The following is a 12246-nucleotide window of genomic DNA, read 5'->3' on the forward strand; positions in this document are numbered from 1 at the left end:
ATTCCAGATAATATAAATGCATAATTGCTTCTTTTCTGGGATAAGATTTCCGAACCAAAAGTTAAGCGTTGGAGTAGTTTACTGGTTTATCTTCTACAAATACAACCTGTGCTATTTCCCGGCTATCATTAATAATTTAACAAATTTATAATAAAAAAGGATCTATGGTCTGTGGACTATGGACTAGCAATCTCTATGAACAAACCAGATTTCTCTCAGATAAGGGCCTTTATTTTTGATGTAGATGGGGTATTAACCGATGGCTCGCTGTTTTGCCTGGCGAGTGGGGAACAGGTACGCGCTTTTAACATTAAAGATGGATATGCTATCCGGCACGCTATTAAAAAAGGCTATGCAGTGGCTATTATTTCCGGCCGGAAGGAGGAGGGTGTCTACAAGCGTTTGCGCTCCCTGGATGTGGAGCACATTTACTTAGGGGTAGAAGATAAAGTAGAAATATTTAAGGCTTTTTTGCAGGAAAAAAATCTGCAAGCTGAACATATTGTTTACATGGGCGATGATGTTCCGGATCTGGGAGTAATGCAACTATGCGGAGTAGCCGCTTGCCCCGCCGACGCCGCTATAGACATAAGAACTAGGTGCCACTATGTGTCTGATGTACCGGGTGGTAAGGGCGCTGTGCGTGATTTAATAGAAACTGTCTTAAAGACACATAGTAAATGGTGAATTATTAAAAATATTAGAATAATTATTTATTTAACAGGTTGAAAACTTGTGATTGTGTAAAATACTTTTATCTTTACGGAATCATTTAATTCAAATTCTTTAAATTTTTATGAAAACAGGAACAGTAAAATTCTTTAATGAATCCAAAGGTTACGGGTTTATTACTGATGATCTAAGCAAAGAAGACTTCTTTGTCCATGTCACCGGATTAAGCGGTGGTCAGATTCAACAGAATGACAAAGTTGAGTTTGACACGCAGGAGGGCAAAAAAGGCGTAAATGCTGTAAACGTGAAAAAGGTATAACAAGATATTTAGGTATCCTGGAAGTTTTTAAAAGCCTCTTTTGCTAAGAGGCTTTTTTTATGTGCTCCTGTTTTGCGTACTTTGCATATAGCTTTATTATTTGGGAAACCGGTTGTAGCGCGTGAAAACTATTCTTAGACTTATCCGGTTTACTAATTTATTACTTATGGCTTTTTGCCAACTCCTGGTGCGAGCCTGTTTGCTTTTACCCCATCAACCCTGGTCGAGGGTATTATTTGATTCTCGTTTTTTGCTCCTCGTATTTTCTACCTTTTGTGTGGCCGCTGCGGGCTACATTATCAACGATTACTACGATATTAAAATTGATGCGATCAATAAGCCGAAACGGGTAGTGGTTGGCAAATTTGTAAACCGACGCCAGGCCATGCTTGCGCATTTGGTTCTGTCAGGAATAGGGATTTTGGTCGGTTTTAGCTTAAGTTGGCTGGTTGGTTTTATTCATGTTGGGGCTGCCTTGTTATTATGGGGTTATTCGGCCCGGTTAAAACAAACTTTTTTAATTGGCAATATTACTATCGCGTTGCTGTCGGCTACGATGGTACTAGTGGTAGCAGTTTTTGATAAGGTAGATAACAAAGCCATTTGGGCTTATGCGGCCTTCGTATTTCTCATATCTATCGTCCGGGAAATCATTAAAGATATGGAAGACGTAAAAGGCGATGCCAGTTTTGATTGCCGTACGTTGCCTATAGTGGCAGGTATCGCCGGGGCGAAATGGTTTCTCTACTTTTTTGTTACAGCCTTTGCTCTTACTTTACTGGCCGGTGTTATTTACCGGATAGACGAAGTTTTTTTCACGGCTTATATCTTGTTGCTGGTAATACTACCCATGGGCTTTTTAACTTATAAAATTTACCGGGCCGACCGGAAAAAGGATTTTACCCGCCTGAGCCGCCAGGTAAAATGGATTATGTTGGCCGGTATGCTTTCTATGTTGTTATTTCGGTATGCGTAATAGTCCATAGTTTTATTGTTAAATTGTTGGATAGGTGAATTGCTTTTAGTCCATGGTCCATAGTCGACAGTTCACAGATTTAATAATTTAATGAATGATTATTTAAGATGTAATACCGTACAACGATCAGGCATAACTTAGAACCCAATGACTTAGAACCTGCAACTAAAAATAACCTTTCAACTTTCTAACTTTTCAACTTGGTTAACCTTTAATAGCATGGTCAGTAGGTAAATCAAGGCCAGACCAAGCTTTTTTAGCCGTCCAATCCTCCGCGGGAGCCGACCAGAATTCGTTTGTCGCGGGTAGTCCTAAAGGTAACATACCCGTGGTGCACAAATACAAACTACCCGTAGAAATATACGTTTCGCCAATACTAGGCTGGTGGCCAGAGAAGCCAATTTGCAGCCAGCCATTTTTATCGAAAGTATTTGGTGCCGAAATCGTTTTTTTAATAACTGCGGTAAGCCCACTGCGTACCTGACTTGGTTTTATTTCCTCGCTTAGTTTTTCCATTAAAGCTATCTGGGCTAAAGCTTGAAAAGCGCCGAACCGGTAAGCCAGCGAGCGGCCAACGGGCGGAAAAGTACCTTCCGGGGAAATTAATCTTTCCTGGATGGCAGCATAACGCTGAGCTCGGTGCACAATTGTCTGGTAAAGTTCTTCGTATTGTTTATCCTGTTCAGAAAGCGTTTTAGTAATATCCACTAACATGGGGTGAATAACGTAGCTGTTGTAGTAGTCGAAATGAAACTCAGGTCCATCTCCGTACACACCATCCCCCTTATACCAGTTCTGGTGTTCTTTAAGCGCATAATCTACCCGCATCGCATCCCATTGCTCGCCCAAACGAAGAAGGGCAATTTCAATCATAGCGCTAAACAATAGCCAATTGCTATAATAAGGCTTTATAATCCGGCTCGATTGCAAGGCTTTAATCAGGTTTGCTCGGGTTTCAGGGACTATTTTATCCAGTATTTGTTTAGGTGCCCGAATGAGAGCATGGCTCAAAAAGGCAGCATCTACTACGGGCTGGGCGCCTTGGTTAAAGTTCAGGAAATCCGGTGATTGAGGGTTCACCCCCATTGCCAGCGACTGATGTATTAAGTCAAGGTATTTCTGTCGCAATCTTCCTTCCGGGGAATCATCAGGTCCTAGTTCCAGCCAGGGAGCCATACCGGCCATTAGGCGGCCAAAGGCTTCCAGGTACGTGAATTTAGGGCGATCTTTTTCCTGTCCTTTGGCTGCCTCAACCGGCATAGCCGCTTTTAACTTTCCCTGACTAAGATTAGTAAGCACGGGATCGGCAATTTTAGTAAGGGTTTGCACCCAATATTCTCGGTCGCTGAGGCGCGGTTTGGTAATTAAAGGAGCAGCGGTGCCAGGTAAAACCGAAGTGCCAACACTTACTAATAAAGAGTTCTTTAAAAAATCGCGCCGAAACATATTCTCGCCTTACATTTAAAAAACATCAAATATAAAAATTACTCTTGGTACAGAGTCGTTCCAGGGAAAAACTTACTCTAAATATTTCTTCTGAAATTAATGCATTTATAACTGAAAACTATTAGGGGTCAGCAAACGGATTTCCCTAGGTTTATAGCAATCGTGTTTAACTTGTTTTAGATTTAACGGGTATTGAAGATACACTGGTAGCTTATAGTTACAACGACCAAGTTATTAAATTTGTCACTGTATTCTTAACTCGCTAAATAATCACCTATATTTGCGGCGTTAAAACTACTTCGGTTTGGCTGATACTAAAAAGCATATTGTTCTTTTCGCCTCCGGATCTGGCAGTAATGCGCAACAGATAATGGCGTATTTTCAAGAGCACCCGCAAATAAAAGTGGTCGCTCTTTTCTCGAATAAACCCGACGCCTATGCATTAAAAAGAGCCGAAGCATTTCAGGTGCCTGCTTTTTCTTTTACCCGGGAAGAATATAAAAATGGCATCCTGCTCCAACAGGTAGAATCGTTTAATCCCGATTTACTCGTATTGGCCGGCTTTCTGTGGTTGGTACCTCTTGATTTCCTGCAGGCTTTTCCTAACAAAATAATTAACATTCATCCGGCTTTGCTACCCAAATTTGGGGGCAAAGGAATGCATGGTTTGCACGTGCATCAGGCAGTTCTGGAAGCCGGCGAAAAAGAGTCGGGTATTACCATTCATTACGTTAATGAGCATTACGACCAAGGCACGAGTATTTACCAGCATACTTGCCCGGTAAACCCTACCGATACTCCCGAACAATTGGCCGCCCGGGTACTCGAGCTCGAACACGCCCATTTACCCCGAATAATTGAAGAGGTGTTGCTTAATCGTAGTCGATAGTCCACGGACCATAGGCGATGGACTATAGATTATTGTTAGATTTTTGGATGGATATAAGAAAACGTACCACTTACACGTAAAATCAAAATGACTTACAACTCGTAACTTTTAAACTTTACAACCTTCTAACCTAAACCAACTTGCAACCTGCAACTTGCAACCTTATAAAAATGAAAAAAATAAAATCAGCTTTAATTTCGGTTTATTATAAAGATAAGCTGGAGCCAATCGTAGAATTGCTTAATAAATATAATGTGCAGATCTATTCTACGGGTGGTACCCAAACTTTTCTGGAAGAACAGGGCGCCCAAGTAACGGCAGTAGAAGATTTAACCCAATACCCGGCAATTTTTGGCGGACGCGTAAAGACCTTACACCCAAAGGTTTTTGGGGGAATTCTGCACCGCCGTGACCACGATACCGATTTAGTTGAAACCAAACGTTACGAAATTCCGGCTATTGATTTAGTAATTGTGGATTTATATCCTTTTGAAGAAACCGTAGCTTCCGGAGCATCGGAAGAAGATACTATAGAAAAGATTGACATTGGTGGTATTTCCTTAATTCGGGCAGCGGCAAAAAACTTTAAAGATGTGCTGGTAGTTTCGTCGCGGGAACAGTATACGGAAATAGCGGACTTATTAACGGCCAAAGAAGGTGCTACCGATCTGGAAGATCGCAAGCGGTTTGCTGCCAAAGCTTTTGATATTTCTTCGCATTACGATACCCATATTTTTAATTATTTAAATGCCGGAGAAACTCCAGTATTCAAGGCGAGTCTGCGCCAGCGTACTCCTCTCCGTTACGGCGAAAACCCCCATCAGCAAGGAGCTTTTTACGGCGACTTAACGGCGCTTTTTGATCAATTACACGGCAAGCAACTATCTTATAATAACCTGGTAGATGTGGATGCCGCCGTAAATTTAATAGACGAATTTACCGACGAACCAACGGTAGCCATTATGAAGCATACCAATGCCTGCGGAGTAGCGGTAGCCTCCACGCTAGAGTTGGCTTACCTCAATGCCTTAGCCTGCGATCCGGTTTCGGCATTTGGGGGCGTTATTGTGGCTAACCGTCCGGTAGATAAAGCAACCGCCGAAGAACTGCACAAATTATTTTTCGAAGTGCTGATTGCGCCGGAATTTGAGGCAGAAGCTTTGCAAGTTTTACAAGCCAAAAAGAACCGGATTTTATTGCGTCGTAAAAATATAGCTCTGCCCGAAAAGCAATTTAAAACTTTATTGAATGGAGTAATTGAGCAAGACAAAGATTTAAAAACCGAAACCGAAGCCGATTTCAGAGTAGTAACCAAGCGAGTTACCACCTCCGAAGAAAACCAGGCCTTGGTATTTGCTGCTAAAGTGTGTAAACATACTAAATCCAATACCATTGTGCTGACCCGGGCTAATCAATTATTGGCCAGTGGGGTAGGGCAAACTTCCCGGGTAGATGCCCTCCAACAAGCCATTGAAAAAGCGGAGAGTTTTGGTTTTAGTTTGAAAGGTGCGGTAATGGCGTCTGACGCATTCTTCCCATTTCCGGATTGCGTAGAGATTGCTTCCAAGGTCGGCATTGAAGCCGTGGTGCAGCCTGGCGGTTCGGTAAAAGACCAGGATTCCATTGATTTTTGCGACTCACATAACATGGCGATGGTATTTACCGGTATTCGCCATTTTCTGCATTAATTAAACTAAAAAGAAAGATTTACATTATTCACGGCAACTGGCTCCTGAAGCTGGTTGCCGTTTTTTGTGGCGAATAGTTGAATAATCCGGAGGAATGCTTCTAGGTAAATTACTATTATATATTTTTTGTAATATATGGCTTTATCTGTATTCGTTTTAAGTCACAAGTAGCTAATTAATCTTGAATTTTGGGCTCAAGCAGGTTAAATTTGAATTAAATTAGTGGTAAATAAAACTGTTTACCAGTATTGATTAAAAATTGTTTAATTTCGCAGCCAATAGCGCTGGATAAAGCCAACGCATTAAATTTTTTAACTGCTGCTACTACATGTAGCGGATGAAAGCATGGGATTATTCAATTTTTTAACTAGTGATATAGCCATTGATCTGGGTACAGCCAATACCCTCATCATCCATAACGATAAGATTGTAATTGATGAGCCTTCTATTATTGCCATCGATAGAACTACCAATAAAGTATTAGCGGTAGGGCGCAGTGCCATGCAAATGCACGAAAAAACCCACGACAACATTAAAACAATTCGTCCTTTAAAAGACGGGGTAATTGCCGATTTTCATGCTGCCGAAGAAATGATTCGGGGTTTAATAAAAATGATTGATACCGGTAACCGTTTGTTTCAGCCCTCGCACCGCATGGTAATCTGTATTCCGTCGGGTATTACCGAAGTGGAAAAACGAGCGGTGCGCGACTCGGCCGAACATGCCGGAGCAAAAGAAGTGTGGATGATTCAGGAACCCATGGCAGCTGCCATCGGAATTGGCATTGACGTAGAACAGCCAATTGGCACCATGATCGTGGATATTGGCGGTGGTACTACCGAAATTGCCGTAATTGCATTATCTGGTATAGTGTGCGACCAGTCTATCCGGGTAGCCGGCGATGTATTTAATAAAGATATTCTCGATCACATGCGCCGCCAGCATAACTTGCTGATTGGGGAACGCTCCGCCGAGAAAATTAAAATAGAAGTAGGTGCTGCACTTACTGATTTAGAAACGCCCCCCGCTGACTACGAAATCCGGGGCCGCGATTTAATGACGGGCATTCCAAAAGTAATAAAAGTTACGTACACCGAAATTGCCATTGCGCTGGATAAATCCGTTTCTAAAATTGAAGAGGCCGTTTTAAAAGCTTTGGAAATAGCGCCGCCGGAACTATCCGCCGATATTTATGACAATGGTATTCATTTAACCGGGGGAGGAGCGATGCTGCGGGGACTGGATAAACGGTTAGCAGCTAAAACCAAATTACCCATTCATATTGCCGAAGATCCTTTACGCGCGGTGGTGCGGGGTACCGGAGCGGCTATTAAAAATATAAATGGATTTAAGAACGTTCTGCTCACCTAAATCCCGGGATGCGGAATTTATTTGCGTTTATATATCGCTACCGGGCATTTCTGGTTTTTATTTTACTGGAAATTGGGTGCGTGTACCTTATAATCCGGAACAATAAATACCAGAATGCTGCTTTTTTTAATTCCGCTAATTTCTATGCCGGGCAAGTACTAGCTTTTCGTAGCCAGGTATTCGATTATTTTCGCTTGGTACAAGTAAATCAAGCGTTGGTGCAGGAAAATACGCAACTTAAACAACAGCTTTATCGCCTACAAGTTATTCGTTCGCAGGATAGTTTACCAGCTTTTTCCGATTCGGTTTTTATTCAAACAGATAGTATTCCCATCTTCGATTCGTTAAAAGTACGCTTGGCGCACGAATATATTCCGGCCAAAGTTATTAATAACTCTATCCGGCAGTTAAACAATTTTTTAACCCTTAATATTGGCGCTGCCGATGGAATAAGCCCCGGCATGGGCGTAATTTCGGGCGAAGGACTAATCGGTCGGGTAAAATCTGTGTCGCCGCATTTTGCTACGGTTACGTCGTTGCTGCACAGTAAAATGTTTGTTGCCGCTAAAATTAAGAGCCGGCTACCCGGCACGAACAATACCATTGGTACGGTAAAATGGGACGGCGAAGATGCCCGCCTAGCACTGCTAGACTACGTGCCCTTAGATAAGAAAATTATAAAAGGAGACACTATTATTTCGTCGGGCTACAATGCTGTATATCCCGAAGGAGTACTAATTGGCACTATTTTATCGGCAAGCCGGGATCCGGATAAAAGCTTTTATACCATAAAATTAAAATTAGCCGTCGATTTTTCCCGGTTGTCGTTTGTGTACGTGGTAAAAAATAAATTTCAGGCTGAACAGGATTCTTTAGAAATTAAAAGCGGAATGATCCGAAATGAATAGTTTGCGCTTCATCGGTCATAGTTTACGGCTCGTTGTGTTGCTGGCGATGCAGGTGTTCGTTATGCACAGCCTGGTATTATTTGATACAGGTTTTTGCTTTATTTACCTGGCTTTTTTATTGTTCTTACCTATACAAATGCCGCCCGTGTTTTTGTTGGTATTAGGTTTTATCACGGGTTTTACGTTAGATATTTTTTATGATACGGGAGGCATACACGCGGCGGCTACTGTATTCCTGGCTTATCTGCGACCCTATATCTTATTGCTATTAACACCCCGCGATGGCTACGACCAGAATGACTCCGTAAACCTCCACGTAATGGGATGGCGTTGGTTTTTAATTTACAGTTTCATCTTAATTTTTTTGCATCACCTTACTTTTTTCTTCTTAGAACTGGCTGGCTTTAAACTCATTGGATTTACGCTATCAAAAGTTATTGTTAGTACCTTATTTACGGGTATGGTAATGATTATTATTCAACTCTTATTTTTCTCACGCCGCCGTTCCAGCCGGTAATTGTTGGTCAGAAAGTTGAAAAGTTGGAAGGTTAAAAAGTTAGAAGGTTGAAATGTTGAAGGTTGCAAGTTGGGTTAAAAGTTAGGACAGGTAGCTTTTAATCTATAGTCGATGGCCCAGCGTTTTATTCCTATATGGTTGAGTAGTTTGTTTTATGACTACTAACCTGCAACCTGTAACTTGCAACCTTCTAACTTTTCAACCTTCCAACTTTTCAACTAAACTAACTGTTGAGTATCTTTGTATTAAAGTAACAAAGGTGAAAGTTGGTTTTGCTGAAAAGCAGTGCTACACCACCACTAATAAAATAAGGGTAAGTAAAATTGAGGTATTTAGAAAGTCGCAAATATGTAGTTCAAGGCATATTTTTCACGGTGGGGATTGTATTTGCGCTGAAGCTATTTTATATCCAGGTACTAAATCCGAAGTATAAGCTGGCCGCCGAAAATAACGCTATCCAAAAAATTGTGCAATATCCGTTTCGGGGTTTAATTTACGACCGCAAGGGTAAGTTGCTGGTACAAAATATTCCGGTTTACGATTTAATGGTAGTGCCTAAAGAAATAAAGGGGATTGATACGGTCCGCTTCTGCCAGTTATTCCGGATTTCGATTGAAGATTTCCGGCAGAAAATCAAAGAAGCTAAATTGTACTCGTACGTAAAGCCTTCTCCCTTTTTACCCAAGCTTACCACTCAAGAGTTTGCCGCTATTCAGGATAATTTGATTGAGTTCCCGGGTTTTTACATTAATGCCCGCACGGTACGGGGCTACTCGCACCAAAGTTTGTCGCACGCTTTGGGCTATATTGGTGAGGTAAGTCCTACTCAATTGGCTAAACCTGAATATGCCCATTATACGCCCGGCGATTATATCGGGAAGAGTGGCATTGAGCTTAAGTACGAAAAATATTTAATGGGTAAAAAGGGTGTTAAGTACAAAATGGTGAACGTGCGGGGGATTGATAAAGGTCCTTTTAGGAACGGCGAATACGATACTATGGCTGTAGCCGGTCAGGATATAGTAAGTACCATTGATTTAGAATTGCAGCAGTACGGCGAAAAGTTAATGGCGGGCAAACGTGGTACCGTAGTAGCCATTGAGCCATCTACCGGCGAAATTCTATCTTTTATTTCGGCTCCATTCTACGACCCTAACTTATTAACCGGGAAAGAGTTAGGTAAAAACTACCTGAGTTTATTACGTAATCCGGATAAACCATTGTTAAACCGGCCGCAAAGTTCCAAATATCCACCCGGTTCCATTTTTAAGCTGGTGCAGGCATTAATAGCTCTGGAGCAAGGCGTCATTACTCCCGAAACGGGTTTTCCTTGCAACCAATCTTTAGTTAAATGCGCTCACGGTCATCCTTATCCTAGTAATTTAGCCATTGGAATTGAAAATTCATGTAATCCCTACTTTTACATGGTATTTAAAAACGTAGTAAACCGCGGTAAGTCCCGTAATGTTTTTGCCGATACCCGGTTAGGATTAGATGATTGGCGAAAACAAGTGTTAACCTTTGGTTTTGCCAATAAACTAGGCGTGGACCTGCCGTACGAAGTCCGGGGAAATATTCCTACTTCTTCGTTCTACGACCGGGTGCATGGCCGAAACCATTGGAAATATGCCACTATCTATTCCTTGAGTATCGGGCAAGGCGAAACAGAGACAACACCGCTGCAGATGGCTAATTTAATGGCCACAATTGCCAACAAGGGATATTACATTACGCCGCACATTATTAAAGGTATTGGCAAAAACAAGCAGCCATTGCCCGAGTTCCAGGAAAAATGTTACACTTCCATTCATCCGAAGCATTTTGAGCCGGTAATTGAAGGCATGGCGCAGGTGGTATCTTCGCGGTGGGGAACGGGTTGGTGGGCCAACTTGAGTGGTTTGGGTATTGAAATCTGTGGTAAAACCGGTACCGTACAAAATGCTAGAGGGCGTGACCACGCGGTTTTTGTGGCTTTTGCCCCCAGACAAAATCCTAAAATTGCTATCGCCGTTTATATCGAAAATGCCGGTTTTGGGGCAGTTTCATCTGCACCTTTAGCCAGTTTAATGATTCAAAAGTACTTAACCGGTAAGATAACCGGTCCGCAATGGAACCGGTGGGAAAATTGGCTCATTAACCAGGATTATTTAAACTCGAAACATTAATGGTGCGGCAAGGAGAGAAAATTTCCCGGAACATAGATTGGATTACGGTAAGCTTGTACGCGGCCTTGGTTATTTTAGGCTGGATAAATGTTTACGCCGCGGTTTTTAATCCGGACACCCACCTGAGTATCTTTGATTTTTCCATAAATTCAGGTAAACAATTAATCTGGATTGGCGCCACGGTAGTTTTAATTATTGTATTGCTGGTAGTGGATTACAAAGCGTATGATTCTTTTGCCTACCTGATTTATGGCTTTACCATTTTTATGCTGTTGGTTACGCTGGTTTTGGCCACTCCCATAAAAGGTTCGCGCTCGTGGCTGGTTATTGGAGAACTGCGTATACAACCCGCCGAGTTTGCTAAATTTGCTACCGCTCTGGCAGTTTCTAAGTTTATGAGCACCGTAGATTTACAACAGCAAAACTGGCGTGACCACGCCAAATTATCCGCCATTACTCTGCTGCCCCCCTTGTTAATTATTCTTTCGAATGAAACGGGTTCAGCGCTGGTTTTTGGGGCTTTTTTGCTTGCTTTTTTCCGCGAAGGCATGTCGCCGTTAATATTGATTATAGCCACGGTAGGAATTGCCATATTTATTCTAACCCTGATTTTACCGAAATTTTATTTGATTGGGGGCATTACTATATTGTTGGGTACTTACCTTTGGCTGAATCAACGATTACTGCGCAAGATTAAACTCATTGGATTAATTTATGCTGCCGTGGTGGGTATTATTTTAAGCGTCGATTTTCTGGTACATAACGTTTTGCAACCGCACCAGCAAAGCCGTATTAATGCTTTTATTAACCCGGAGGCTGATCCCTTGGGCGATGGCTGGAATGTTATTCAATCGAAGATTGCGATTGGTTCGGGCGGTATTTTAGGCAAAGGCTTTTTGCAGGGTACTCAAACCAAGTTCGATTTTGTACCGGAACAAAGCACCGACTTTATTTTTTGTACCATTGGTGAGGAACATGGTTGGCTAGGTAGCATGTTGCTGATTGTTTTATTTATGGCCCTGCTTACCCGGATTATTTTTATTGCCGAGCGGCAAAAATCCGTGTTTGGTCGTTCTTACGGATACTGTGTGGCATCTATTATTTTCTTTCACTTCCTGGTAAACGTAGGCATGACCATTGGTTTAGCCCCGGTAGTGGGTATTCCTTTGCCATTTTTTAGCTATGGAGGTTCCTCTTTATGGTCATTCACCATTTTGCTTTTTATCTTATTAGCGCTGGATACGCACCGGAAACAAGATTTAAGCCGCGCTATTTAAGAGAAATATTTTTCTGAT

General features: G+C 42.0%; 11 protein-coding genes. 10 read left to right on the forward strand and 1 reads right to left on the reverse strand.

What is annotated here, in order from left to right; genetic code table 11:
* The first annotated feature begins 195 nt into the window (after window positions 1-195).
* The 3 genes from AHMF7605_RS25105 (at window position 196) to AHMF7605_RS25115 (ending at window position 1967) form a co-directional block, all read left to right on the forward strand.
* Entirely contained in the window at window positions 196-687 is a 492-nt protein-coding gene (locus tag AHMF7605_RS25105; protein WP_199200306.1) for a KdsC family phosphatase, read from the forward strand.
* Between the two features lie 109 nt (window positions 688-796).
* Window positions 797-991, forward strand: coding sequence for a cold-shock protein (locus tag AHMF7605_RS25110; RefSeq protein WP_106932708.1), 195 nt, complete (start codon window positions 797-799; stop codon window positions 989-991).
* A gap of 121 nt (window positions 992-1112) precedes the next feature.
* The gene (locus tag AHMF7605_RS25115) at window positions 1113-1967 is read left to right on the forward strand and encodes a geranylgeranylglycerol-phosphate geranylgeranyltransferase (protein WP_106932709.1); all 855 of its coding nucleotides are present in this window, start codon (window positions 1113-1115) and stop codon (window positions 1965-1967) included.
* A gap of 204 nt (window positions 1968-2171) precedes the next feature.
* Here AHMF7605_RS25115 and AHMF7605_RS25120 read toward each other — a convergent pair whose 3' ends face one another.
* On the reverse strand, window positions 2172-3413 hold the full coding sequence (locus AHMF7605_RS25120) for a DUF2264 domain-containing protein (RefSeq protein ID WP_106932710.1): 1242 nt from the start codon (window positions 3411-3413) through the stop codon (window positions 2172-2174).
* 304 nt (window positions 3414-3717) lie between these two features.
* On the opposite strand from AHMF7605_RS25120, the gene purN reads away from it, so the two are divergent.
* The 7 genes from purN to rodA all read left to right on the forward strand — a co-directional run bounded on the left by purN (window position 3718) and on the right by rodA (window position 12228).
* Window positions 3718-4302, forward strand: coding sequence for a phosphoribosylglycinamide formyltransferase (gene purN, locus AHMF7605_RS25125; RefSeq protein ID WP_106932711.1), 585 nt, complete (start codon window positions 3718-3720; stop codon window positions 4300-4302).
* A 164-nt stretch (window positions 4303-4466) separates the two neighbouring features.
* The gene (purH, locus tag AHMF7605_RS25130) at window positions 4467-5990 is read left to right on the forward strand and encodes a bifunctional phosphoribosylaminoimidazolecarboxamide formyltransferase/IMP cyclohydrolase (RefSeq protein ID WP_106933616.1); all 1524 of its coding nucleotides are present in this window, start codon (window positions 4467-4469) and stop codon (window positions 5988-5990) included.
* Between the two features lie 345 nt (window positions 5991-6335).
* Entirely contained in the window at window positions 6336-7361 is a 1026-nt protein-coding gene (locus AHMF7605_RS25135; RefSeq protein WP_106932712.1) for a rod shape-determining protein, read from the forward strand.
* 8 nt (window positions 7362-7369) lie between these two features.
* Window positions 7370-8269, forward strand: a complete 900-nt coding sequence (gene mreC / locus AHMF7605_RS25140; RefSeq protein WP_106932713.1) for a rod shape-determining protein MreC — start codon at window positions 7370-7372, stop codon at window positions 8267-8269.
* A complete protein-coding gene (locus tag AHMF7605_RS25145) occupies window positions 8262-8786 on the forward strand; it encodes a hypothetical protein (RefSeq protein ID WP_106932714.1) in 525 nt (174 codons plus the stop codon). Before mreC ends, AHMF7605_RS25145 begins: the two co-directional genes overlap by 8 nt.
* Window positions 8787-9109: 323 nt before the next feature.
* Window positions 9110-10951 (forward strand): penicillin-binding protein 2, encoded by a 1842-nt coding sequence (gene mrdA, locus AHMF7605_RS25150; RefSeq protein WP_106932715.1) that lies wholly within the window; start codon window positions 9110-9112, stop codon window positions 10949-10951.
* Window positions 10951-12228, forward strand: a complete 1278-nt coding sequence (gene rodA / locus AHMF7605_RS25155) for a rod shape-determining protein RodA (protein WP_106932716.1) — start codon at window positions 10951-10953, stop codon at window positions 12226-12228. The genes mrdA and rodA overlap by 1 nt, the downstream gene beginning before the upstream one ends.
* Window positions 12229-12246: the final 18 nt, after the last annotated feature.

The sequence above is a fragment of the Adhaeribacter arboris genome (genome assembly GCF_003023845.1).
GTDB classification, from domain to species: domain Bacteria; phylum Bacteroidota; class Bacteroidia; order Cytophagales; family Hymenobacteraceae; genus Adhaeribacter; species Adhaeribacter arboris.